This is a genomic window from Paucilactobacillus suebicus DSM 5007 = KCTC 3549 (genome assembly GCF_001434475.1).
Taxonomy (GTDB): domain Bacteria; phylum Bacillota; class Bacilli; order Lactobacillales; family Lactobacillaceae; genus Paucilactobacillus; species Paucilactobacillus suebicus.
Map to the genome: position 1 here is coordinate 15,756 of NZ_AZGF01000020.1, position 26,766 is coordinate 42,521.

The window sequence follows — 26,766 nt, forward strand, 5'->3', positions numbered from 1 at the left end:
ACAATCTATTATACACTGTTAACAACTGTTTTCGAATAAGTTCGAACTATTTGAGGGGTGGACTGGTGAACTATATGACCTGGATTGCCAACAACTGTTGATGAAGCAGGTACATCATTTAAAACTACAGTACCCGCACCAATTTTTGCTTGTGCACCTACCGTAATATTGCCTAATAACATTGCATTGGCACCAATAAACACATGATTTCCTACCACAGGGTGTCGCCGTCCTGATTGCGCCTTTCTTGATCCTAATGTGACCCCATGTAAAATAGTCACGTAATCGCCAACAACCGCTGTTTCACCAATTACGACACCGAGCCCGTGATCAATAAAAACATGTTTCCCAATCTTGGCCCCTGGATGAATTTCAACACCTGTCATCACTTTAGACAAATGAGCCACTAGTGATGCGGACAAATACCGATGATGGCGATATAACCAGTGAGCAATCCTATGAATACCAAGTGCATGAAACCCGGAGTATGTTAGAATCACTTCCCACACACTTTTAGCCGCAGGATCTTGTTTTACAATGTAGCGTGCTGCATCAAACATTCCTGGCAGCTCCTTTCTCTGACTATAGTTGTGCCAATCCTTGCTTTAGATCATCAATTAAATCTTCTTCATCTTCGATACCAACTGATAAACGAATCAATTCATCCTTAATACCACTCTTCAAGCGAATATCGCGAGGGATGGCACCATGAGTCATTACTGCTGGAATTTCAATTAAACTTTCAATTCCTCCAAGACTTTCTGCTAAGGCAACAATGTTTAACCCTTCAACAAATTTTTTCGGGTCAAGTCCATCTTGAAGCTCAAATGAAATCATAGCACCAAAGTGTTTCATCTGTTTTTTAGCAATTTCATATCCTTCAAAGTCAGGATCACCAGGATAATATATCTTAGCAACGCGATCATCGTTTTTTAGTAGGTCAACCACAGCTGCTGCATTTTCGTGATGAACACGCATCCGTGCCCCCAACGTTTTAATTCCTCGTTGAAGTAACCAGCTGTCGTCAGGTCCAAGAACGCCGCCAATTGAATTTTGAAGGAATCCAATTTCTTCCGCAATTGCAGGATCGTTCGTAACTGCAAAGCCGGCAACCAAATCACTGTGACCACCAAGATACTTAGTAGCTGAGTGAACAACCACATCGGCACCCAACGCTAATGGATTTTGGTTATAAGGTGTCGCAAACGTATTATCAACAATCGTCTTGATGTTGTGACTTTTGGCAATTTTAGCAACTGCAGCAATATCTGAAATCTTCAATAATGGATTTGTTGGTGTTTCAAAATAAATCGCAACCGTATTATCTTGAATTGCCGCCTCAACCTGTTTCAGATCGCTCATATCAACGGTAGTGAATTCAAGACCAAATTTTTTCAATACTTTGTTGATTAATCTGAATGTTCCACCGTACACATCGTTACCGACAACAAAGTGATCACCAGCAGAAAACATTGAAAATACGGTGTGAATAGCTGCAGACCCAGATGCAAAAGCAAAACCAGCAGTCCCCTGTTCCAAATCGGCAATTAATTTTTCAACGGCTGCTCGAGTTGGATTTCCAGTTCTTGAATACTCCCACTTTGGTTCCCCACCAAGTACCTTCTGATGAAAAGTAGATGCTCGATAAATTGGCATTGAAACTGCACCCGTCTCTGAATTTTCGCTGTAACCGCCGTGAATAAGTTTTGTATTAAATTTCATAATTGATTTCCTCCAAATTAATATTAATCGTAAATGTGTTCACTCATATAACGCTCGCTTGAATCCGGAAAGATAGTCACGATTGTAGAGTGGGATGGTAATTCTGCAGCCATTTGCAAACTGGCCGCCAGTGCAGAACCGCTAGAGCTACCAGCAAACAGGCCAAGATCATGAGCTAGCATCTTAACGTTATTAAATGCATCATCATCACTAATCGTCTTAGTAACATCGATCTTTAAACCATCAAAGAACGGTGGTACAAATTCAACGCCAATACCTTCAGTTCTGTGACTGTGTGCCGTGCCACCATTCAAAATTGATCCTTCAGGCTCTACCACCACCGTTTTAATTTCTGGGTAAGCATCTTGTAATGCCTTGGCAGTACCTGCAAACGTTCCACCACTGCCAGCTCCAGCCACAAATGCATCAATTTTTTGGTTTGCTAAATCTGCTAAGATTTCAGGCCCCAGCGTATGTTGATAAACTGATGGGTTTGCAGGATTTTCAAATTGCATTGGTACATATGAATTAGCAATATTTTCAGCCAGTTCACGCGCTTTTTTCATTGCCCCTTTGATGCCTTCTTCGGAAGGGGTATTAATAATTTCGGCTCCTAGCGCCGCCATCAAAGTTTGTTTTTCATAACTGAACTTCTCAGGTACAACTAGTTTGACTGGAAGGTGATATCTTTGAGCAGCAAGTGCAACTCCAATTCCTGTATTACCTGCAGTTGGTTCAATAATTGTCGTTCCCTCACTAATTTCACCAATTTCAATTCCGCGTTGAATTAGTGCCATGCCCAAACGATCCTTAATGCTGCCACCGGGATTAAAAGACTCCAGCTTAGCATAAATAATGCTTTCATTAGGCGTAGCAATGTTTAATTTCATTAACGGCGTGTGTCCAATCAAATCATAAACGCTATCTACCAACATATTTAACATCTTCCCTTCGATTTATGAGGAATAAAAAAAGACGTAAATTCAAAATTGAATTTACGTCTTATACGATTCATCCCGATTTAATTGAGTGCTAGTTTAAATTTAGGCACACCAACTAGTGGGTCGCATAAGACGCGATCCACAGCAACATGCAGCAGCAATACTATTATTTGCGTTGATGTATGTTTGTGTCATTCAAACTACCTCCAATTGATTGAAATCAGAATACCTTAGTTTTTTTAACATGTCAAATAAAAAAATATTATTTTTAGCTTATTTGATGTTATTAAATATTGAATAAATACCGCTACTATCAGCTATATTGTAACCTTTTGTAAAATAAAATTTTATTTACAATACGCTGTTTTTGATGATTTCTTCCTAGTCGTGCAATTCTCCACAGATGCTCAATATATAAGGGTCGCTAGGACATTGATCGCATAGTTCGTATTGTATTTTACTGCTGCCTAGTCGTGCAATTCCCCACAGATGCTCAATATATGAGGGTCGCCAGGACATTGATCGCATAGTTCGTATTGTATTTTACTGCTGCCTAGTCGTGCAATTCTCCACAGATGTTCAATATATAAGGGCCACCAGGACATCAATCGCATAGTTCGCGATCAACGTCCTGGTGGCTCTTATATATCAGCATCTAACCGTGGAGAATTGCACTGTTATAATGCCCTAACCAAATAAACCTCGTGACAAAATCCTCGCAAACTATTTTGTAGGCGTTTTGCTCTTGATAATTTTTTGCATACTCCAAATACCGTGGGACCCGTTCCACTCATTTGGGCCGTTTCTGCCCCATGCATCAGCATTTTTTGTTTTAGTTTCGTTATTTCTGGGTATGAACGATTGGTCAGTGGTTCGAGAACATTACCCATGGCTTTAAATAATAATTCTTCGTTGCTCGTTTCCAATCCTTCAATAATCTGATCAATATCCACATTGTGATTCAAATGTTCGTAATCAATTTTTTTTAAAATCGTAGGGGTTGATACACTAACTTTAGGTTTAGCAATTACCACTGGATAATGTGGAAATGGATCAAGGAGTTCAATTTTTTCTCCATGTCCTGTAACGTGTGCGGTTTGATTGTAAACACAGTAAGGAACGTCAGAATCAATTGTCAACGAAATAGTCGCTAATTCCTCCAGGCTCAGTCCTAAATTCCAAACTCGATTCAGCGCACGCAATACAGCCGCTGCATCAGCTGATCCGCCACCCAGTCCTGCAGCAACTGGAATATTTTTTTTAATTTTTACCGTGACGCCATCTCGTTGGTGAAACCTATTTCTTAAGATATGTACTGCCTGATAGGCTAAATTACGTTGATCATTGGGTAAAAAACCACTATCAGTATAAATCTTAATCTGTTTGTTTTTTTGATGGACTTCAACATTGACGTAATCTGCCAAGTCAACAGAAGTCATCACCATATTCCACTGCGGTGACCCATCCAAATAGCGCATCGGTGTATCCAGTCCCAGATTGATCTTAGCTGGTGCTTTTTCGATTACGTTCACTGGATGCGCCTCCTTAAAAACTGTTTTATTAAAAATAATTATACTAATTAAATGAGCTATCGGCAACGATCGGTTACCATGAATAAAAAATTATTAAGTTTAAAATTAATAAACTAAAAAAACCAATGATTAAAATCATTGGCGTTTTTAGTTAAATTATTGGATCGTCTTCAAAATCAATTTCGATGTTCTTAGTCAACACATCAGTGTAACTATAAGAAACTCGTTCAAATGAATTTTCATCTTGATTTAAATCGACTACGAAAACTGCTGGGTAGGTTTCACTTAAAACGCCATGACGTTTAGTGACTTTCTTGCGCCCTGCCTGCGCAACGACTAACAACTTGTCACCCACTCGGGCGTCAAGTTTAGCTTTGATGCTCGCAATTGTTATTGGCATCCAATTCACCTCACTGTGAAACTATTATACGCCTGTTTCACAAAAATTGCAAATTTTACCATACTTATCTAAAATTAGCAAGGTCTCTATTGCATTAAATTACGCTGTTTAAGTTGATTTGCCAGTAAAATAAATTGGTCAAGTGATAACGATTCCGGTCGAATTGTTGGCGAAATATTCAAATCTTCTAGTAATTGCAGCGATTGCTTTTTAATCTCTGCACCCTTTCCAAGAACTGATTGCAGATTATTGGACAACGTTTTACGTCGATGGCTAAAACAGCCCTTAATTAACCTAAATAAGAGTTTCTCATCATCAGGCTTGACGGCCAATTCTTTTTTTCTAGGTTCTAGCGACACAATTGCAGAATCAACATTAGGAGATGGAACGAATACTGTTCGGGGTACCTCAAAAGCTAGCTCGGCGTCCATTTTGTACTGAACAGTCAAAGATAGTGTGCCATAGGCCTTGGTGCCCGGATTAGCAGCTAGCCTCTGAGCTACTTCTTTTTGTAACATTACCACTATTTTGGACCATTTCACTTCAGTATTTAGTAGCTGTAATAAAATTGGTGTTGTGATGTAATAAGGCAAGTTTGCCACCACTTTAACCGGTTTACTGGGGTCATCAAACTCGCGATCAATTAGCGCTGCGATATCAACATCAAGAACATCCTGATTAATTACCTTAACATTATCATATTCGCCCAGTACTTCATCCAAAACTGGTAATAAACTAGTGTCAACTTCCAAAGCGACAACTTGACCAGCAGCTAACGCTAGCTGTTCAGTTAACGCACCAATTCCTGGCCCAATTTCAATTACATTATCTTCAGGACCAACATCAGCTGCACTAACAATTTTCGACAGAACGTTGAGATCAGTCAGGAAGTTCTGTCCCAAACTTTTTTTTGCTCTCAATCCATATCGTTCCATGATCGCACGAGTTCTCACTCGGCTGCCTACTTCTGGTTTTTGATTCATTTCATTCCTCCGTTATTTGATCAACTGCTTGGTCAAATTTCTGTTTCTGAATTCTAAACATATTTAACCTCTTAAGCAATTGTTTCCCGTTCCCGTACCCAATTCCTAAAATATCACCCAATTGTTCACGCCGGCGTTTAGAATCTGGATCATTAATTAACTTAGCTTGTCTGAGATCACTGGCAGTGATTTCAGGTTTTGCTTCAGAGCTTTCCTGAGTGTACAAATCGGTAAGAGCTCTCTGAATGACATCTGGCGTCGCGTGTTCAACGCCCAAGCTACCTCCCGCAAGTTCAGGTACGCCCTCACTTCTTTTAATAAATGCATGTTTAACACCTGGAATTGCCACAGCAATCATTTTTCTAATACGTTCACCATTAAAGTCCGGATCTGTGAACACAATCAATCCACGAGATTGCTGTAATTTCTTAAGCCTTTCAATATCTTGAGACGACAAAGCAGACCCATTCGTTTCGAACGTGTCTGCATTGACTGCCTGCGCAATTCTTTTAGTATCATCCTTGCCTTCAACAACAAGTACTTCCTTAATTTTTTGCATTTTGACTCCCGAAAAGTTGTACGGTATTTGCAAAAGTAGCATCAGCAATTTCTTTGGGTGTCACTTCACGTAACTCAGCGATTGCATCAACCACAAACTTGGTGAAACCAGGCTCATTTTGTTTTCCCCGGTACGGTGTGGGGGTTAGGTAAGGCGCATCAGTTTCTACCAGCATCATATCAATCGGAGTCTGTTTAACAGAATCATGGACCTCGTGTGCATTTTTAAAACTTGCTACACCACTATATGAAATATGCATCCCCAGATCTAAGAACTTCTTCAACCACTCTGGATCACCGTTAAAGCTATGCATTACACCACCAATGTCCCGCACATCCGCAGCTTTTAATATATTGTAAGTATCTTCAAAAGCATCACGATCGTGCACAGAAATTGGCAAGTGCAAATTCTTAGCAATCTCAACCTGTCTAGCAAAAACCTTGCGTTGAACATCCTGTGGTGATGAATCCCAGTGATAGTCAAGCCCCATCTCGCCCATTGCGACAACCTCGTCATCATCCAGTTGAGCAATTAACTTTTCTTCAACATCCTCATTGTAATACTTGGAGTCTTCTGGATGCCACCCAACAATTGCATGTAAATTATCGTATTCATGAGCTAGTTTCAAAGCTCGTTCGTTCAAAATCGCATTTGAACCAACAATATTCATCTCGTTTACACCAAAATGCTTGGCGCGAGCCATATAAGCTGGAACTTCATCATAAAATGTGTCATCGTTCAAATGAGTATGTGAATCGTAAATATTTAGTTTTTGTTCGTGATTGTAGATTGCCATGGCTTGTCTCCTCTGTAATGGCCTGATTATTAGATTATTGAACCTCACTGTCCAACTATGTATAACCAAAAAATAAATTTATTTTTTGGTGATATTAAGTTCTATTGAATACCATAAATTTCTTAATAGTTTCAAATTAACGGATAAGTGTCTCTGACAACGATCATAAAGTTCATGATTAATGTCAGAGACACTGTCAAACAATATTCTTATTACTGCAAATCTTTTTATTCGACACCTGATCCATTAACCAAATCATCAGGAACGATGGCTAATTTGACTTCACCGTCATGTTCCGCAGATAGTAACATTCCCTGACTCAATTCACCACGCATCTTGCGTGGCTTTAAGTTAGCAACAATTATCACCTTTTTACCAACTAATTTTTCTGGTTCTGGATACCACTTGGCAATTCCTGAAAGAATCTGGCGACCTTCCTCAGTACCATCATCAAGTTGGAACTTCAGTAGTTTGTCAGCACCTTCAACATGTCCTGCCGCTTTAATTTGAGCAACTTTCAATTCAATTTTGTCAAAAGCTTCAATTCTGATCGGCTTCTTACCATCAATAACTTGCTCACTCTTATTTTGTGCTGCTTTTTTTGCTTCTTCCATTGCTGCCCGGCCTTTTTTCTTTTCATCTTTAGTCATTTCGCCCTGAATAAACGAAACTTCCTGATCAACATCCAGACGAGGGAAAATTGGCGTACCCTTGGCAACCACTTGTGAACTTTCAGGAAAATCATCAAAGCTTAACGAATCAATTTGTAGGTTTTCACCATCTAATCCCAATTGTCCCAAAATCTTAGCAGGTGCTTGAGTCATAATCGGTTGCAATAGTCCCGCAATAACTCGCAGACTTTTTGCCAAATTACTCATTACGTCAGTAAGTTCAGCACTCTTTGACTCATCCTTAGCTAATAACCAAGGTTGCGTTTCATCAATGTACTTGTTTGCACGTGATACTAGTTTCCACGTTGCTTGAAGAGCATCACTAAAGTGCATCTGGTTCATTAAGTCTTTGAACTCAGCTACTGTCTCGTTAGCCGTCTTTTCCAAATCAGCATCAAATTCAGTGGAAGCACTAGTATTACCAACAACCTTGCCGTCCTCGTACTTATTAATCATTGCCACTGTGCGGTTTAACAGGTTGCCCAAATCATTGGCTAAATCAAAGTTAACTTTATCCACAAAATCTTCAGGAGTGAATACACCATCGTTACCGTATGGCATTGCTCGAAGCAAATAATAGCGAACAGCATCTAGGCCATAGCGTTCAACCAGCGTTTCTGGATAAATGACATTACCCTTAGATTTAGACATTTTGCCATCTTTCATTAACAACCATCCATGGCCAAATACCTGTTTTGGTAATTCAAGACCGAGTGAATGTAAAATAATGGGCCAATAGATGGTATGGAAACGGACAATCTCCTTACCAACCATGTGGACATCTGCAGGCCAATACTTTTTAAAATTACCATCGTCATCACTACCATAACCTAGCGCCGTGATATAGTTCGTCAACGCATCAATCCAAACATATACAACGTGTTTCGGATCGCTTTTAACTTTAACTCCCCAGTTAAAAGTTGTCCGTGAAACGGCTAAATCCTCCAGACCAGGTTTGATGAAGTTATTAATCATTTCATTCATCCGTGCAGTCGGTTGAATGAAGTTAGGGTGCTGGTGATAGTAGTCAAGTAGCCAATCAGCGTACTTGCTCATCTTAAAGAAATACGATTCTTCTTTAACAAGTTGAACTTCGTGACCCGATGGTGCTTTACCACCAATCACCTTACCGTTGTCATCATGATATACTTCAGCAAGCTGAGTTTCTGTAAAGTATTCTTCATCAGAAACCGAATACCAGCCTTCGTACTCACCTAAATAAATATCTCCTTGAGCTAACAACTTTTCAAAGATTTTTTGAACTGCTGCTTCATGATAATCATCAGTGGTTCTAATAAACTTAGTATTTGAAATATCCAATAACTTCCAAAGTTTTTTAATGCCATCAGCCATTTCATCAACGTAGGTTTGCGGATCTTTACCCAATTTTTCGGCTTTTTCTTCAATTTTTAGACCATGTTCATCAGTACCAGTCAGGTAAAATACGTCATAACCCATTAGCCGCTTGAAGCGTGCTTCTGCATCACAGGCAATTGTCGTGTAAGAATTGCCGATATGCAGCTTACCAGATGGATAGTAAATTGGTGAGGTAATATAAAATGTTGGTTTTTGTTCAGCCATATGAGGCCTTCCCTTCTTACTTAAAATTAATCTTTAAAATTAGTACACATTAACTAGTAGTATAGCAAATATGTAGGTAAAGTGCGAACAGAACTCCTTGATTTACTGGAACTTAGCCGAATAATCAAGACTAAAATAAATCTAATTGTTCTGGTGGTCTTTTAGCCAAACCATTAAATTTGAGGTTCATCATTTTTTGCAATTGAAGTGCATTATCAGCAGCATCGTGTCCTGAATTATTATTGAAAATCACACATACTTCCTTCACCTGTGGTTTAATTTTATCAATTGCTTGCTTTAATTGTTCCAATTCTGTTTCATTGTAGCGATACAAAGTTCTCTTCTTGCGCCATTCTGGGCCGGCATTACCCCACCCCTCCAAGTTACGACCGTGTAATCTGATAAATGCTAGATGAGGACTGGTAACCGATAAATTAAATGGGACAGAACCAATTGCGGTCTGAGCCTCATCAGCGGCTACTAGCGTAAATTTAAGATCTTTAAAATATTCAGTCAACTGGTTAAAAATAACAGGATCAAACCATGATGCGTTACGAAACTCAACTGAAATTGGCGTAGTAGGCATCATTGCCCTAATTTTTCTCAAATACGTAAAATTATCCGGTTCAGCTTTAAAATAGGGTGGAAACTGAAACAAAACTGTTTTTAGTTGGTTTGTTGCAACCAGCGGCTGTAACATTTGCTGATAATCTTGAAATATTTTTCGCCTTGCTTCATCGGTCACTGGATCTTTCATGCGATCGTCCTGTGGATGCATTGTCATTTCGCGATTAGCTTTTAAAATAAATTGAAATGTTTCCGGTACTGCAGTCTGCCATTGTCTAACCGTGGAAGTCGTAGGAATCCCATAAAATGGATTATCAACCTCTACAGTTGGAAATCTTGCCGCATATTCATCAAGCCTGACCTGCCTGTCTTCTTTAATCAACGACGGGTGATCAAACCACGTTGTTAGTCCAATTGTTATCATAAATTAGCTCCTAAAAAAAGCGTGCATCTTTAGCACGCTCGATAGTTTAATATCTTCTCAATCTTAAAAACGTTTCAATGCTTGAATCAATTGTGCCTCTTGATCACTCAGACGTCCAGTTAACTGTTTTGACAACGCAATTCCTTGACTACGATAATTTCTACGAATTACAGCCAGACACAAGTCAGCCACGGAAATCAATAAAACTACAATCATAGCATCATTTTGAATGAACGTCTGGTTGAACATAACAACCCGTGCACCGCCCATCACTACGCATATGATGCCATAAATCATCGCAAAATCGAACAATACTTGTGACATGCGGACAGCCCGCATTTTAGTCACTGTTTTGCTTAATTGTTCAAATACCATGTCCCGAGTCATGATCATCACCTCTTACGTCAATTGTAACCGATTTCATAGGTGAAATAAACATTTTCACACTTTTAGTTGATCAAAAAAATCCGTCGCATCCTGTTGAATCATTTCAAATTCAATTGGTAAGTTTAACTTTTCTTGGTTAACCGCAATTACTTGTGAATTGGGATTACGATAATTAAGTAATCCAGCAAACGGATAAACCCTCATTGAAGTTCCGACAATAACGACTAAATCTGCGCTTTGCAGATAATTTAATGAACGATTAATGGACTTTGATTCAATGCCTTCATCGTACAAAACAATGTCTGGACGCAATGGACCACCACATTCTTCATGAATTCTATTTTTCAAGTATTCATGCCAATCAACTGATTTACGACATTTTTCACAATAAACGTTAAACAAATTACCATGAAAATCAACCAAGTTTTTGGTATCAGCCTTTTCGTACAAATTGTCAATATTTTGTGTAATGACTGCAGCACGACCCTGGTTAGTCAGAGCTGACTGCTTTTCATGAATAATGTTAGGTTTAGCATCTGGAAAGTACAAATTTTTCTTACAAAAATCGTAGAATCCATCCGGATCGGAAGAAAAATAGGCATGACTTAAGTAATACTCAGCATTCTTATTTTGTGTGTACAGACCGTTGGCTGATCTGAAATCTGGAATTCCAGATGCTGTGGAGACACCTGCCCCTGTTAAAAACACAATGTTATGTGCTTGATCGAACTGTTCTTGAATTGCTTCATCCATTAGATTACTTCCTTACACTGTATGGCATATTAATTTCTGTCAACAACTCTTGTACTGTCTTGTCATAAGTATCTTTAAAAAAGGTATCAGTTTTGCCCTTTGGCGGTTCAATCACAAATGAATTTTGACGATCGCCGCGCATCAATCCAATATATGCTTTTTGATTATTATTTTTGTCAGTCATATCAGAGTGAAAAATTTCAAACAATTGGCGAACTTCAAGTCTTAATTGTCGTTCACTAAATACGCCCGATAAAGTGGTAAATTCATTGTTATGCAATGCTGGCAAGCCCCAGTCAGCCATCTGATCATCAAACGCACGGAACAATCTGACAATTGCCCGTCTCATAGTAAATTGAGAGTCAATCTTTTTTTGCATGAGCACAGTGTACATATTTTGAGCCGCTGCATATGCTTGCGGATATAGATCTTGTAAATGTGTCGCTACTTTATCGATATGATTACCATAAAACACCATTGCGTCTAATAGTGTAAACAAGCGTAGTGTCCGTTCATCGTCCTCTTTATCGGACTCCTTAGTCAGAGTTTCATCGATGCCCTTCAAGTACAGTTGTTCAACTTGATCGTCAATCAAATTATGATTGCGCTGCTCTTGCACAATCAAGACATGCATTGCAGCATTGTAAAGATCCGTCGCCATAATCATTAATTGTTCGTCAAGTTTTTCATCCCCAAAAGTCACTTGGAAAAAGATTTGAGGAAATCCCTGTAGCATCATTAATAAATGCAAAAGCTCGTGGGAGGCAGTGTAATTCGGCGCGGTAACGTCCGTAACGGTAATTTTGATTCCCCCTGATAGCCCTTCTTGCTTAGCCTGGTCATGCCTAACATAACCAGTTTTTTGGTCACCAAAATGAACAAGCACCACACCCGGGTACATTTCATTAACTTCATCCAGCAAACTCTGTGCTTCTTTATTCAAAGTAATTTCTGCCATACTATTTATCCTTTCGTAGCTTCAATAGTTCTTGTCTCACAGACTGTTTATCAACTCGAGTTAGTGCCTGAAGTCGTGTAATCAAGTCGTCAACTTCGTTTGTTTGTGCCCCAACTTCAATCGCCAGTGACCGATACTGCAACTTCATATGGCCTGATTGTATTCCTGTTGTTGCTAACGCTTTTAATGCGGCTAAATTCTGAGCCAATCCAATACTTGCCACAACAGCCGACAATTCTTTTGCATTGTCAATCTTAGTAATCTGCTTTCCTACTCCAACTAATGGCACGATGCCAATTGACCCACCTACCGTTCCGACAGGTAAAGGAATGGTCATTTCGCCATGCAAGATATCCTTATCAATCGACCATTGGCTCAAGCCACGGTATGAACCAGACATCGCAGCAAATGCATGTGCGCCGCTTTCAACAGCTCTCCAATCATTACCAGTAGCAATCATCAAAGCGTCAATGCCGTTCATAATTCCTTTATTATGCGTCGCAGCTCGGTATGGATCAATTTGTGCTAGATGGCTAAGTTCGGCGATTGACTGGGCAGTTTCCCGTCCACTTTTTTTATCCGTGGCCAGATCACTCGTGGCAATGTTACATGACACTGATTGTAAACTATCTGTCGCTAAATTACTGAGAATGGCCGTGATAACATGCATCCCCACATTTGATAATTCTTTGCCAATCGCTTCACACATAGTGTTAACAACATTTGCTCCCATTGAATCTACCGTATCAATCGAGATATCAACTGACAAATAATTATCCTTTAATGATCGCAAACGTAAGTTTCGAGCTCCACCACCCCGTTTTTTCATTGATGGATGAGCAGCATTAGCTATTTCTAACAGATGTGCTTGATTACTGGTAAACCAGGATTTCACCGCTGAATAGTCTTCAACCTGGTTTATCACGACTTGACCAATCATTAAATGTGGTTGTGCTGGAGCCAGAAAGCCACCATTTTTTGCCACAATCTTTGATCCATTACTGGCAGCAGCAATTACTGAGGGCTCCTCAGTTACCATTGGTACACTATATTTTTTTTGATTTACTACTAAATTTAGTGCCAGTCCTTCAGGTAATGAATAGCTAGTAAAGTAGTTTTCTACCATCTGATTACCAATTTCATCACTTTTTTTGTCGATTAGATTACGTTGCTGAACGTTTAAGTCAAAAGTTCTTTCAATAATTGATTGACGTTCTGCAAGGGAGCGTCTATAAAAACCATGTTGCCAATCTGTCATGAAGATCCTCCACAATAGAGCTCTAAAAAAAGCAAGATTATTGCGACTAACACTGAATTAACTCATTTCAAAGTCAGAAATAGTTTAACCCACCAGTTAGCGCACATAATCTATTAGTTTTTTACATTCTACTTATTTTTAACATACTCCGCGATAACGCCCTCTCTGACACCACTTTCAGAGAAAATCACACGACCGTCACTGCTCCTTTGAAGCAAACAAACAAGTGGTAACATTCCGCCGATAATTATATCCGCTCTTTCTGGTTCAAGTCCGGATATTTTCTTTCTTTGAACTAAATTTTTATTCAATAACTCACGATAGGTGGCATACACCGCTCTTGATGAAAGTCGATATCCATGAATACTGCCCCGTGTCTTATGTCGATAATTTCGACTCATTCTTGCTAAAGTTCTGTTAGCGCCGCCCAATAAAACAATGGGCACGTGATGCGCATACTTAAGCCATGGAATTTTGGTTAGTCTTTCGTTAACAGACACTTGAGCTCTAAACAGGTCAACGGCTTTCACGTAGCCACCTAAATGAAACTGTTCCGATAAGTTAACGGCACCAATTGGTATTGAAATTAAATTTCTGGCTTTTTGGTGCTGAACTAATATCAGCTCACAACTTGCACCGCCTGTGTCCAAGATAAGACAATGTTCAAGTTTTAAAGTTCTAACGACTCCTAGATAATCGTAATAGGCCTCCTTAGCACCTGATAAAACTTGCAAATCCAGTCCAACTTCTTTTTTTACTCGCTCTAAAAATTCTGCTTGATTTTTTGCCTGACGAACAGCGGCTGTTGTGATCGCACGGACTTGTAGATTAGGCAAGCCAATGTATAATTTTTTGAACCGTTTCATTGCAGCAATTGTTCGTTCCATTGCCGATTCCTGCAGGATTTTTTCGCGTCCCATTCCTTCAGAAATTCGTGAATCTTCCTTAACTCGTTTAATTTCCCGGAAGCTGCCGTCAGCCGCAATTTCGGTGATAGCCATTCTCACTGAATTCGAGCCGAGATCCACAATTGCCAAATTCTCCACTATTTCACCTCCAGTACATTAAACATCAATTACATTAACTTTTTTATTCCTATTAATCATACCATTTCATCAACAAGACAGCACTCAAAATTATCGTATTTAAGCGCAAAAAACAGATTCAACATACCATTACTGATATAACTGAATCTGTCATCCTTAACTATTATTTAAAGTAATTAATACCAATTGCGTCTCTAACTTCTTTGAGCGTCTGATTAGCAACAATGTTTGCTTTTTCAGAACCTTCCTTTAGGATCTGATAAACGTAATCGATATCTTGTTCGTACTGTGAGCGTCGTTCGCGAATTGGCTTTAAGGTCTCTTCCAGCACTTCATTTAAGTAACGCTTAATTTTCACGTCACCTAAACCACCAGCCTGATACTGTTCCTTCAACTTAGCAACTTGATCTTTATCTGGATCAAAAATATCCAAATAAGTAAATACAGTATTACCCTCAACATGACCAGGGTCACTGACCTTAATATGCTCAGGATCTGTGTACATTGACATGACTTTCTTGGAAACTGTGTCTGCATCATCTGACAAATAAATGGCGTTGTTCAAAGACTTACTCATTTTGGCATTGCCATCGAGACCAGGAATCCGGCCTTGTCCCTTGGTTGGAAAGTATCCTTCAGGTTCAACCAAGATATCCTTATCGTAAATACTGTTAAATGAACGGACAATTTCTCTTGTCTGCTCAAGCATCGGTTCCTGGTCATCCCCAACAGGAACTGTATCGGCTTTAAATGCCGTGATATCTGCGGCCTGACTAACGGGGTAGATGAAGAATCCAGCTGGGACGCTTTCACCAAACTTTTTCTGCTTAATTTCTGTCTTGACCGTCGGGTTTCTACTAATACGTGAGACAGTGACAATATTTAAGTAATGCATTGTTAACTCATTCAAGGCAGGAATCTGCGATTGAACTAAAATTGTTGATTTAGCGGGGTCAATTCCTACGGCTAAATAATCCAATGCAACCTGAATTAAACTATGTCTAATTTTTTCGGGATCACGTGCATTGTCAGTCAATGCTTGCTGGTCAGCAATCATGATGTATGTATCGTAATCTCCAGAATTTTGTAATTCAACTCGATTTTTAAGTGAGCCAACATAATGACCAATGTGTAGTTTACCTGTTGGTCGATCACCAGTTAAAATTGTTTTCTTTGCCATGCTGCTTCCTCCGATTCTATAAAAAAAGCCTACTGCAATAATGCAATAGGACGTCGTCGCGCGGTACCACCTAACTTGCAGCATTCGAGCTGCCTCTCATCCCTTACGGCGGGAAACCATCTTCACCCATTTCGCGTACTTGAAGTCTTCTCACCAACTGCACTTCTCGCTGAATCGACGCTACTTATAACTCTTTAAGTGTACCGATCAAAGCAACAAAAGTAAAGAACCCTAATTCAAATAACAAACATTCTTAATCACTAGCGGATATTTGGCTCAATTGCTTGCGATCATTGGTGACAGGACTTACAATGAATAAACACTTTTAACGGGATTTTTGAAATGGAGGTTTTTTGGTGACAGAACAAGATGAACGACAGCTAGAACAACAAAGAGTGACCAACGTTCAACATCAAATAGTAGAACAGATTGAAACCACCAAGGATCTTTTAACAAATGCTCATGATGAAACGCGTGCCGTTGAACAAAATTACAGTGACAATGCGTCTGTTAACACTTATGAAGTCGATGATGCAATGGAAACTAACGCGATGATTGAGCAACAACGGCAGTTGGTTAGAAGAGCTGTTGAAAGCGAATCGATTTTGCGGCACCAATTAGACACACTGAACAACCTGCAGGGATCACCATACTTCGGTCGAATTGACATTAAGGATCCTGGAGAGATCAATTCAGAAAAGTTGTATATTGGCATTGCTTCGCTAATGAATGAAGAAAAATCTGAGTTTTTGATATATGATTGGCGTGCACCAATTGCTGGTGTGTACTACAACGGTACGTTAGGTAAAGTTCATTACCAGACACCAGCTGGAAGTCAAACGACTGAATTAACAAAAAAACGCCAATTTACTATTAAAAATGGCGAAATCACTAATATGTTCGATACCGACGAAACTGTCGGTGACGAGGTATTACAAGCGGCACTTGGCAGTCAGAACGACCAGTACATGCAAAATATCGTGGCTACTATTCAAAAAGAACAAAATGATATTATTCGCGACACCACCAGTGATCTCTTGTTGGTACAAGGTGTCGCTGGCAGTGGTAAAACATCTGCCATTCTGCAACGAATTGCCTACTTGCTCTATCACAGTCGGGCAAGTCTAAATGCTGATCAAATAGTACTGTTTTCACCTAACCGTTTATTCAGTCATTACATTTCTGAAGTTCTTCCAAGCTTGGGTGAACGCAATATGCGCCAAATTACTTTGGCAGAATTTCTAAATAGACGACTTGAAGGTTTGGATGTCCAAACGATTTTTGAACGGTTTGAAACAGAACAGTCTCAAACCAACAATCAAAAAGCAGTTCAAACGGTTCTTGAAGGCGCAGAATGTATGCGGCAAGTTGCCAGATATGCCGCTCAACTAAACATTGACGACATTCAATTTACTAACATTCTGTTCGAAGGTCAGGTATTTTTTAGTGCAGACCATATCAAAAATATTTTTGCAAAACAACCAACCGCTATCCATCTCACAGATAAAATACTAGCAACCAAGAACACGTTAATTCGTGAATTAAAACAACGAATTAAAGCCGAAGCAAAAAAAGACTGGGTGAATGAGGAATTAAATCACTTAGGTGACGAGGATATTCTTAATTTATTTGGAAAACATCGTCCAGAAGAATTCGATTCAGAAGACGATCAAGTTAGGTATCTGTCTCGGCGTTTGGCACGTAGACGACTTAGGATCGTCTATGACGCCATTTACAATAACTACTTCATTGATTTTTATGCTCAATATGGTGCATTTTTGCGCCAATCGGATTTGACGGACAGCGTTGATTATGATGAATGGCAAACAATGATTAACCGTTATCAGCATCAAATTGAATTTCATCAAATCGAGCTGATGCATTGTGCACCCTTGCTTTACCTACGAGACCTAATTACTGGATCAGGTCAAAATCGTGCATTACAGTATGTTTTTATTGATGAAATGCAGGATTACTCGGTTGCTTCGCTGATTTATTTCAAGCATGTCTTTGCCAATGCTAAATTTACCATTCTTGGCGATAGTGAACAGGCTTTATTTAAAAATATCGAACTTCCACAGGTGATGTTAGAGCGTCTGAGCACGGCTCTTAATGCTAAACGGCCAAATTTAATTTCTCTAAACCGAAGTTATCGTTCAACAACAGAAATTACGAACTTTGCTAAGGCCATGCTGCCGGATGGTGATCAAATTACGGCATTCAGCCGCCATGGTAGCCGACCACGGATTGTTGTTCGCTATGACAGTGTAGGTGCGAACGATGCCTTGCTACAAGAGGCCACAAAACAAGCTGATGAATATAAAACAGTTGCTATTCTAACTAAGAATGCAAAACAGGCAAACGAAGTATTTCAAGTACTTCATCGTCATACTGACGTTTCTTTACTAACGGATACAGATCGAACGTTGCCAACTGGGATCCTCGTGTTACCAATCTACTTGGCAAAAGGGCTAGAATTTGATGCAGTCATTTGTTACGACGTATCTGAAAACAATTATGGTAATGATCGTTCGATCGGTATTTTATACACAATGGCTTCCAGAGCAATGCATGCGTTAACATTGCTGAGTATTGGTTCAGTGACTCCGTACATTACGGGAGCTCCTGCTGAGCTATTAGAGATTGAGCATAAAGTGTAGCGCCAATATACTCAAAAAATTAAGTTGGTCGAAATATGAGCAGTACTAAATTACTAATTCTTGCTTTAATTTATATAATCTAATGGTGCAATAAACGGCTGTCACTAACCAAATAAGACTCACAAGATCAAATTTCGGATTTTGATCTTGTGAGCCTTATTTTTTCGATAAATCGCATGTTCTCGCTATCACTTTTTACATTACGGTTTCAACTCCAGATGTCTCCCGTTCTGTTGTTCCATGATGTTTAATAGCATGTTTCAAAACAAATGGTGCGATCACAGTTGCTAAAATAATTACCAAAATAATATCAGAATAATAAGTTGATGACAGCAAATGAGCACTAAAGCCAATTTGAGCAGTGATCAGCGCCATTTCACCTCGAGATATCATCCCCGCACCAACTAAATAATCACTTCGCAACCCAAAGCCACTAATTGCGGCACCAAGACCACAACCAATTAGCTTGGTTAAGCATGCCAACACGGTCATTACCAGTACAAATACTACTGACTGAGACAAGTGCGACAATGTCATATTAAGCCCAACGCTAACAAAGAACAGTGGGATAAATATGGCGTATCCGATTGGTTCCACACTTTTATCGATTACTTCTCGTTCTCTCGTGTGAGCCACCGCAATTCCAGCAAAAAACGCCCCAACAGCGCCGCTCAAACCAACATAATCTGCTGCAGCTGCCATACTAAAACAAATCACCATTGACATAACGGTCGGAGCAAGCGTCGTTAGCATTCTTTCACTTAACCGCATTAAAATTGGCGCTAGCCATTTTACCAATAAATAAACGCCAGTGAAAAATAGAATTTGTTCAATGAAAACTAGGATCAGACTAGTAGATGGTCCACTTGTTGATATGCCTGTTTGATGCATCAAGCTGATCATGATGCTGAGTAAGATCACGCCAATCACATCATCAGCCACCGCAGCTCCCAGAATTGTCGCTCCCTCGCGAGTTCCAAGGTAGTGGAACTCTTTCAACACGGCTACTGAAATGCTGACGGACGTTGCCGAAAAAACAACTCCAATGAACAGTGATTCCATCATTGAAAAACCAAACATTAAACTAGCAGCTCCCATTAAAACTACTGGAAAAATGACGCCGATCACGGCCACAATAATTGCTGGCCGTAAATATTTGCGTAACAAATCCAAATTACTTTCTAATCCCCCAATAAACATCAGTAGAATGGCCCCAATATTTTGAAATTCATTCATCATTTGATCAAGATGAATCCAGCCAAGAATGGCCGGCCCCACGATAATGCCAATCAATATTTCTCCGAGGACACCAGGTATTTCTAATCGGTGGCAAAGATGAGCGGCAATCTGCGTCAAAAGCAATAATGCTGCTAATGTTGCAATAAATTTCATGTTTGCGCCTCCCTCTATGTAATGTGAAAAATCGGCCTACTTGCGCTTGCTATGCCCACACTTAGCAGCTACGTAAACCGATGCCCATTTTCACGTCTAACTTATATTATATGTGTTTGATCGTTAAAGTACTTCGTTTCTATGTGTTTTTCTATGTGTTAATCGTTAGAATACTTCAATATGTTTTTGAAACTATGTGCTTGAATTAATATGTGATATTTCTATGTGATGTGATTTTATGTGTGATTTATTAATTTGTTTGACTCACGATTGTCTTGTTAGAACGTCCCATTGCTAATTGGAAACCTAAAATAATGAGACCCACGATGAATCCAAGAATTGCCGGAATAACCCAATCCATTCCATAACTAGCAAATGGCAAGTATGAATCAATTTTCAATAAAGCTTTAGCCCAAGCACTAGCAGAAATGATTGCAGGTGCCGAAGTGATTCCGTCAAGTAGTGCTGGAATTAACGTAAACAACGTTGTCATAATATAAACGATACGTGCCTTTTTAAATAAAGGCGATAAGATGGAAAGTGCAATTAAAGTAATTGCGAGCGGATAAACAAACATTAACATTGGTAATGACCATGCAATGATTTGGTCAAGTCCTAGGTTGGCGATTAAAAATGATAACAAGCAAGTAAATGCATTCCATTTGGCATAACTGATCTTTGGAAAACGTGTGTGCAATGCTTCAGCAAATGAAGTCGATAATCCAATTGATGTGGTTAAGCATGTTAGAGTTGCCATTATTGCTAAAATGATTTCACCTGGAATACCCATAAAGTGATTAGCAATTTGACTAAATGCAATTCCACCGTCAGCTGAAACCTTAAAGTATTCAAGGCTTGTAGCACCGATCCAAATGAGGATCAGATAGATAATTGCTTCAAGAGTGATACTAATTAAACCTGACTTAGCGGTTGCCTTTGCGATATTTGCTGGATCTTTTGGCCCAAGATTACGAATGATTGTAACAATTGCGATACCAAATAATAATCCTGCGATACAATCCATCGTATTATAGCCTTGCAAGAAACCATTTAAAAACGATGCATGTTGGTAAGCTGATGTTGTTGCTTGACCTGATGCTTTGCCCATTGGTGACATGAAAGAAAAACCAAAGATGATAGCCAATAATATTAAGAACGCTGGATTTAACAACTTACCGATCGAATTAATAATTTCCCCTGGTTTTCTAGCAAATGCCCAAGTAATGCCGAAGAAAATCAGTGAATAGATGAATAATGCAATTGGTGTTTGACTTGCTGACAAATGTTGTGCAAATCCGATCTGAAACGGTGTCGTTGCCGTCCGTGGTGTTGCAAACAGTGGCCCAAGTGTCGCACAAAGTAAAATCATAAAAATCGTTGCATATTTCTTACTAATCGGTTTGGCCAAATCGTAAATACCATTTGACTTTGTAATACTAATCGCAATAATCGCTAACAATGGCAGAAGTGTTCCTGTGATTAAAAATCCAATTGCAGCTGGCAACCAGTTGCTACCAGCTAATTGACCTAAATGGATTGGAAAAATTAAGTTTCCTGCACCGAAGAACATTCCGAACAACATTGAACCGATAAAAATATAATTACCTTTAGTTAATTTTTTGTCTTTCATAATCTAATCCCCTTTGAATAAATCAATAACATCTGACTATTCTAAGAGACTGACTCGAATTATTCCGCCGTTACTACTCGCTTTGAAACATTCCATGCTTAAGCCTTCTTTCTTTAAATTTAAAGATAAAAAAAGTCCTTATTAGACTATCTAGTCTAATAAGGACGCATCGCGTGTTACCACCTCATAATTGCACATTCTTCACAGAACATGCCTCACCAGGTACGGTCACAATTGTGACGATACCTTGGCACTATAATGGGTGCACCCATTGAACACTCGAAACTCGCATTCAACTCTCAGAGATTACTTTCAACCTGTACAAGCTCCCCATTCTCACCAATCTAGGGGTCTCTTAAGTCCTGCAAAGGCCTACTCTTCTCATCAACGTTCTAATTTATCTTTAATGTTGTAAGTAGAATAACGCGTATTTAAAGTGTTGTCAATAGGATTTTTTCATTTTATTCTTATTTTCTAATTTTAGGCCCACTAATAGGCGAGTAAGTCGACCTTTGGATAAGATGGCAACAAAGCCGTAAGCAACTGAGAAAACTAACGCAAATGCCAGTGGCATTGTCACTAAATAAACCCATGAAGGCCAATCAGTCAATCTTAAAAGTCCCGCCAAACCGGTCAGAAAAATTGTTTGAGTTAAATAAATGCCAAAAGTCATTTGCCCACTAAAATGAATTTGGTTTAAATACTTCACTCTTGGTACTAGCCAATGACTAAGTGCAAATAGCGCAGTGATCATCATCACATCCATTAACATAACTAGTGGTTGATGAATAGATTCTGACTTGTGGTGTGAAAATCTCAACACGTGAATATTAAACCAGTAAAGCCCAATCGTGCTAAATGATAACAACACGGCTACAAGTGTGATTGATTTCTTAAAATGGTCAATCAGAGGAACAAGAGTTTTGTAATGATAGGCGATTGTTGCCCCCATTATAAAGTAAAGCTGGTAGAGCAAAGGATCATTCCCGTAGTGATAATAAATCACGGATAGCATCGGATGAACATTGGCTGCCAAACTGACATACTTAGCAATATAAACTAACACCATCTGTAACACAAAACTGGCTATTAATATTAATGCGTGATATTTTGCTAACCGATCATATACCCAAATAAAAATTGGAAAAATTAGATACAAAAGAGCCGCCAACACTAAATAGTACATATAAAATTGGCTGCCATTAAGAATCGTTGAAAGCCAATTGTGAAAATAATTTGCAGAATTGATTCGACTTGTCTTAATCAGCATAATTCCCGCTAAATACACAGTTATCCAGAACACATATGGAATACCTATGCGAACATACCGTTTCTGCCAAAAATTAAGCCAATTAAAGCGTCGCCTACTGTAGTTCCATGTCAACACAAACCCCGTAATAAATACGAAGCCCATGCGAGTAAAGTGCAACATCAAATGTGAGTAGCTAAAAACCATTCGGCTCCAAGATGACGGATCGGTTGCGTTACCCATTGTCGTTTCCGTGTGAGTGAACAAGACTCCCATAATGAGTAGTAGTCTCATCAAATCAAACTCTAACAAGTATGGTGAATTAGTTCTCTTTTGTAATACCTTCATATTGTTACTTTCCAGCAGAAACGCTAAGTAATTCATCCTTTAATTTAGGACGCAAAATCTTACCGGTTGGATTACGTGGAAAATCTTCAACAAAGTAAACCTGAGTTGGTTGTTCAAACTTAGCTAAGTTAAACTGTGCATAGTCAAACAGTTTTTGCTCCATTTCATCATGATCAGCCATTGAATCTTTAGGCTTGATTACCGCTGTTACTGCTTCACCATATAAATCATCTGGCATACCAATCACAGCAACTTCTTCAATAAAGTCAAGTTGCGATAGGATGCTCTGAACTTCAGCTGGTGCAACCTTTTCACCGCCACGATTAATCATGTCCTTACTACGTCCTTTGACAAACAAGTAACCATCTTCGTCAAGATAACCTAGGTCACCAGTTAGAAACCAACCATCCTGAAATGATGTCGGTTGTGGATCAATATAACTTGAAATGACATGATCACCGCGGACAACAATTTCACCGATCTCAGTATCGTTAGTTTCGTATTTACCATTCACCAAAATAGCAAGTTCTGTGCCGAATGCCTTACCGGCCGATCCAATTTTTTGAGCGTTGAACGGATTGATTGTGCATTGGCTTGAAGTTTCAGTCATACCATAGCCTTCTAAAATTTGAGTATCAAATTTATCTTGGAAAGCAATAAATTTATTTTCTGGCAGTGAGAAAGATGAGCTTCGCACAAAACGCATATGAATTTGATCACGTAATTGTGAATAAATTAAGTTAGCTTTGTCGTTGATTAGTAAAATTGAAATAATCGTTGGAACAACTGAAACCCATGTAACACCATTGTCAGCAACTTGCTGCCAGAAACGACTAGCACTAAATTTTTGTGCAATCACAATTTTACCGCAGGACAGACGAGTCGAGAGAGTCGAGATAACTTGTGCATTGATATGAAACATTGGCATCACAATCATTGTTGTATCATCTTCGGTCAACTCATGGGATTCAATATCATGATGAGCAGCATTGTTCAAAATACGATGTGTTAAACCCACGCGTTTCGGTTTTCCAGTGGTCCCTGACGTATTCAAAATTAATGCTAGGTCTTCTTCACCTGGTTCAGTAGGGTTTTCAATTTCGCGATCACTAACAAGTTTAGTGTTAATAAACACTGCTAAGTTGTCTTCCGTTGTTAGGTGAATCGAAGTCCTTTCCAATTTAGAATCATTAGTTATTTGAGCAGCCAATTCTTCTTTGACAACTACTAAAGCATATTCATGTTCATTAAATTCGGACTGTAATTGTGCAATCGGCGTTGTTGCTGCCACCGGATGTTCAATGATCCCCATCTCAAAGAATGCCTGAGTAATCACCGGATAGACTGCTGAATTGTCCAAACAAACAAGTGCCAAGTCAGACTGGCGTACTTTGAGGTTAATAAAATGTTGACGTAAGGAAGCGACATCCTTAGCAATTTGACCACCAGTAAACCATTGGTCACTATTCAAATCTTTGATCATACCCTCGTTTTGGTGTAATACTAGTTGTTTTGTAAGTTGTTTTGTAAGTTTTGTCATATTCAGTTACTTCCTTTCGATGTTTCTTTTGGGGCCTGCCGATTAAAATACCAAACGGTGGTACCTTATAACAGAACCAAGCGATTAAGAATGAGCCGGCTGCCACAAATACGTAGCCAAATGGCAACAGAAAAACGTACGCCCAAGAAGGCAGAGATGTTTGAGAAATTATGCCTTTGAGAATTGACAAAGCAATGGTCTGATCAAGATATACACCAAACGAAATTTTGGCACCCATCCTAATAATCCAATCTACCTTTGCATTCAAGCCATGCTGTCGTTTGTATGCGTATTGACGACCGAGCCAGAAAACAAACGAGATCATCACAAGTGCGTAGACCATCAAGTATGGTTGGTGTACTTCTAGTGTTTTGGCCATCGTTAAGTGCAAAACATTGCGATCAAAGAAATAAAGTCCAATTGTTCCGAATGCTAAAAGTACAGTAGAAATACCTAAGCCACGGGCATGGGCATGAACCCATTCATCGAATTCTCGGTAATGAACCGCAACATAAGAACCAAAGATAAAATAGAGTTGATATGATAATACATTGACTCCATAAGACCTGAACAAGTACCACCAGTTGCTTGTATCAATGTGTGGAAAAATATATTTGAAAGTGACTAACAAAATTAATTGGATAACAATGCTACCAATCAAAATCAAATTATGATTTTTAACCGTTTTAAACAATTTAACAATGAGTGGATATAGTAGGTATAGTTGAAAAGTGACTAAAATATAGTACATGTAAAAACTATCGCCATATAAAATTGAGTGAGCCCACTTACCAATGAAACTTGAATAATTAAAGGCCACCCCAGTACCAATCATTGCCAACGCAATAAAAATAGCGTTCCATGCAACATAGGGAATTCCAGAACTTAAATATCTCTTTTTCCAAAACAAAGGCCAATTTTTTTTGCGATTATAATAATTCAACGTCAACACTAATCCAGTCATGAACATAAAGCCCATTCTGGTAAAATGAAGCATCAAATGTGAACCGTTAAAAAATAATTGGCTTGCAGAGCCACTCGTTGTTGCTCGTTCAAACGCAGTAGTTGTGTGATTAAGAAGCACCCCAAAGATGAAGATCACTCTCATCAGATCAACTTCGTATAAATATGGGCGCTTCTTTTTAGATGCCATGACGCACCTCACATTCAATAAATCGAATCATGATTATCCCTCTTCTCTCTATCTCTTACTAGCAATTAATGTAGCTTAATAATTGCGACAACCAATGACAAAGTGGCGACGCTGCTGATGATCCATGCTGCTCTGCTTAGTTTTCGATGTTTTCTCATCTTGATCGCTTCCTTTTGGTTTATTTATTTCAAGAGTTAAATTTACTCGTCTGTTTTGAAATGCCAACGATCAAAATGCGAAAAAGGAAGGATATAATATGAATATTCACGTAAATAATTTGAAGAACTAACGAATATTTGATTATTTCATGAAAAAGGTCACGTAACAAAGTTAGTACTTCGTTACGTGACCTTTTAATTCAACATTCTAAAAATTTATTTTCCGGATCTTATTTAAAATAGCGTTCCATATCTGTTAGTAAGTCAGCATGAGTTGGGACCCAGTTCAATGCTTCTCGGGTTAACTTACTTGAAGCAGGAATATCCATGGCGAACAACTGATGCGCAAAGTCTAATTCTTGTGGGTCAGCATATTCTTCCTTTACTGGAATTTTTAATTCTTGACCAACTTTTTCTACGATGTCATGCATCTTCAGTTGTTCCTCATCATTTTACGTTCATTTTACTGATAAGTATGAGTTTTTGAATGCAGTCTTCCAAAAAGTTTTGGATGAGGAGGCAATTGATACAAATTCCTTGTATGAGCATCCTTTTAAACTATTAGCTCAAATAAAAAGTTCCGAACTTAAAGACATAATTCAATTTCAAAGTCATGATGATCAATTTATTAGTGCTTTTTTTAATTTTTTTGTAGAACAGCTCATCAATAGAAGACAGGAAATAAGTGAATTAGATAAATGCTTTTTTGTAGGCAGAGTTAAAGCAATACCTCAATGGATTCAAAGAACAAACCAAAAATTTAATATTTTTAGCGATTACGATGAGTTAGATCGAATTTTTAGTATTGGGGTCGAAGCTCTTCGGTAAAAATCAATAATTTTTATTTATAAATAAAAAACCGCCAGTCTTTCGACTGG

The 26,766-nt window shown here is 38.8% G+C and carries 24 protein-coding genes; 2 read left to right on the forward strand and 22 right to left on the reverse strand.

What is annotated here, in order from left to right:
- Nucleotides 1–8: 8 nt before the first annotated feature.
- From cysE to trpS, 16 genes are all read right to left on the reverse strand, one after another.
- Nucleotides 9–560: a serine O-acetyltransferase gene (gene cysE, locus FD16_RS08350; RefSeq protein WP_010623209.1), complete on the reverse strand. Its 552-nt coding sequence runs from the start codon at nt 558–560 to the stop codon at nt 9–11.
- 22 nt (nt 561–582) lie between these two features.
- Nucleotides 583–1,722, reverse strand: coding sequence for a trans-sulfuration enzyme family protein (locus tag FD16_RS08355; protein WP_010623210.1), 1,140 nt, complete (start codon nt 1,720–1,722; stop codon nt 583–585).
- Nucleotides 1,723–1,745: 23 nt separating this feature from the next.
- The gene (locus FD16_RS08360) at nt 1,746–2,657 is read right to left on the reverse strand and encodes a PLP-dependent cysteine synthase family protein (protein ID WP_010623211.1); all 912 of its coding nucleotides are present in this window, start codon (nt 2,655–2,657) and stop codon (nt 1,746–1,748) included.
- A gap of 683 nt (nt 2,658–3,340) precedes the next feature.
- Nucleotides 3,341–4,195, reverse strand: a complete 855-nt coding sequence (ispE, locus tag FD16_RS08365; protein WP_010623212.1) for a 4-(cytidine 5'-diphospho)-2-C-methyl-D-erythritol kinase — start codon at nt 4,193–4,195, stop codon at nt 3,341–3,343.
- A gap of 151 nt (nt 4,196–4,346) precedes the next feature.
- Complete coding sequence (locus FD16_RS08370; RefSeq protein WP_010623213.1) at nt 4,347–4,595, reverse strand: Veg family protein; 249 nt, start codon at nt 4,593–4,595, stop codon at nt 4,347–4,349.
- Between the two features lie 86 nt (nt 4,596–4,681).
- Nucleotides 4,682–5,578: a 16S rRNA (adenine(1518)-N(6)/adenine(1519)-N(6))-dimethyltransferase RsmA gene (gene rsmA / locus FD16_RS08375; RefSeq protein WP_010623214.1), complete on the reverse strand. Its 897-nt coding sequence runs from the start codon at nt 5,576–5,578 to the stop codon at nt 4,682–4,684.
- A 1-nt stretch (nt 5,579) separates the two neighbouring features.
- Nucleotides 5,580–6,137: a ribonuclease M5 gene (gene rnmV, locus FD16_RS08380; RefSeq protein WP_010623215.1), complete on the reverse strand. Its 558-nt coding sequence runs from the start codon at nt 6,135–6,137 to the stop codon at nt 5,580–5,582.
- Nucleotides 6,124–6,933 (reverse strand): TatD family hydrolase, encoded by an 810-nt coding sequence (locus tag FD16_RS08385; protein WP_010623216.1) that lies wholly within the window; start codon nt 6,931–6,933, stop codon nt 6,124–6,126. Before FD16_RS08385 ends, rnmV begins: the two co-directional genes overlap by 14 nt.
- 227 nt (nt 6,934–7,160) lie before the next feature.
- Nucleotides 7,161–9,185 (reverse strand): methionine--tRNA ligase, encoded by a 2,025-nt coding sequence (gene metG / locus FD16_RS08390; RefSeq protein ID WP_010623217.1) that lies wholly within the window; start codon nt 9,183–9,185, stop codon nt 7,161–7,163.
- Between the two features lie 130 nt (nt 9,186–9,315).
- A complete protein-coding gene (locus FD16_RS08395) occupies nt 9,316–10,176 on the reverse strand; it encodes a DUF72 domain-containing protein (protein WP_010623218.1) in 861 nt (286 codons plus the stop codon).
- A 63-nt stretch (nt 10,177–10,239) separates the two neighbouring features.
- Entirely contained in the window at nt 10,240–10,563 is a 324-nt protein-coding gene (locus FD16_RS08400) for a hypothetical protein (protein ID WP_010623219.1), read from the reverse strand.
- Between the two features lie 54 nt (nt 10,564–10,617).
- Nucleotides 10,618–11,316 carry an NAD-dependent protein deacylase gene (locus FD16_RS08405; RefSeq protein WP_010623220.1) on the reverse strand — a complete coding sequence of 233 codons (699 nt, stop codon included), beginning with the start codon at nt 11,314–11,316 and terminating at the stop codon, nt 10,618–10,620.
- Nucleotides 11,317–11,320: 4 nt separating this feature from the next.
- Nucleotides 11,321–12,274 carry a hypothetical protein gene (locus FD16_RS08410; protein WP_010623221.1) on the reverse strand — a complete coding sequence of 318 codons (954 nt, stop codon included), beginning with the start codon at nt 12,272–12,274 and terminating at the stop codon, nt 11,321–11,323.
- Nucleotide 12,275: 1 nt separating this feature from the next.
- Nucleotides 12,276–13,532, reverse strand: a complete 1,257-nt coding sequence (locus FD16_RS08415; RefSeq protein ID WP_010623222.1) for a hydroxymethylglutaryl-CoA reductase, degradative — start codon at nt 13,530–13,532, stop codon at nt 12,276–12,278.
- A gap of 128 nt (nt 13,533–13,660) precedes the next feature.
- On the reverse strand, nt 13,661–14,578 hold the full coding sequence (locus tag FD16_RS08420) for a Ppx/GppA family phosphatase (protein WP_010623223.1): 918 nt from the start codon (nt 14,576–14,578) through the stop codon (nt 13,661–13,663).
- A 163-nt stretch (nt 14,579–14,741) separates the two neighbouring features.
- Entirely contained in the window at nt 14,742–15,758 is a 1,017-nt protein-coding gene (trpS, locus tag FD16_RS08425; protein WP_010623224.1) for a tryptophan--tRNA ligase, read from the reverse strand.
- 353 nt (nt 15,759–16,111) lie between these two features.
- Here trpS and helD point away from each other — a divergent pair, with 353 nt between their 5' ends.
- Complete coding sequence (gene helD, locus FD16_RS08430) at nt 16,112–18,418, forward strand: RNA polymerase recycling motor HelD (RefSeq protein WP_405045380.1); 2,307 nt, start codon at nt 16,112–16,114, stop codon at nt 18,416–18,418.
- 195 nt (nt 18,419–18,613) lie between these two features.
- Here helD and FD16_RS08435 read toward each other — a convergent pair whose 3' ends face one another.
- The 6 genes from FD16_RS08435 to FD16_RS08460 form a co-directional block, all read right to left on the reverse strand.
- Entirely contained in the window at nt 18,614–19,810 is a 1,197-nt protein-coding gene (locus tag FD16_RS08435; protein WP_010623226.1) for a cation:proton antiporter, read from the reverse strand.
- A 250-nt stretch (nt 19,811–20,060) separates the two neighbouring features.
- The gene (gene brnQ, locus FD16_RS08440) at nt 20,061–21,440 is read right to left on the reverse strand and encodes a branched-chain amino acid transport system II carrier protein (protein ID WP_010623227.1); all 1,380 of its coding nucleotides are present in this window, start codon (nt 21,438–21,440) and stop codon (nt 20,061–20,063) included.
- A gap of 442 nt (nt 21,441–21,882) precedes the next feature.
- Nucleotides 21,883–23,037, reverse strand: coding sequence for an acyltransferase (locus FD16_RS08445; RefSeq protein ID WP_010623228.1), 1,155 nt, complete (start codon nt 23,035–23,037; stop codon nt 21,883–21,885).
- A 4-nt stretch (nt 23,038–23,041) separates the two neighbouring features.
- Nucleotides 23,042–24,577 carry an AMP-binding protein gene (locus FD16_RS08450; protein WP_010623229.1) on the reverse strand — a complete coding sequence of 512 codons (1,536 nt, stop codon included), beginning with the start codon at nt 24,575–24,577 and terminating at the stop codon, nt 23,042–23,044.
- Nucleotides 24,501–25,730 (reverse strand): acyltransferase, encoded by a 1,230-nt coding sequence (locus FD16_RS08455; protein WP_010623230.1) that lies wholly within the window; start codon nt 25,728–25,730, stop codon nt 24,501–24,503. Before FD16_RS08455 ends, FD16_RS08450 begins: the two co-directional genes overlap by 77 nt.
- Nucleotides 25,731–26,118: 388 nt before the next feature.
- The gene (locus FD16_RS08460; protein WP_010623231.1) at nt 26,119–26,319 is read right to left on the reverse strand and encodes a hypothetical protein; all 201 of its coding nucleotides are present in this window, start codon (nt 26,317–26,319) and stop codon (nt 26,119–26,121) included.
- Nucleotides 26,320–26,371: 52 nt separating this feature from the next.
- On the opposite strand from FD16_RS08460, the gene FD16_RS08465 reads away from it, so the two are divergent.
- The gene (locus FD16_RS08465; RefSeq protein ID WP_155804429.1) at nt 26,372–26,716 is read left to right on the forward strand and encodes a hypothetical protein; all 345 of its coding nucleotides are present in this window, start codon (nt 26,372–26,374) and stop codon (nt 26,714–26,716) included.
- The last annotated feature ends 50 nt before the right edge of the window (nt 26,717–26,766 follow it).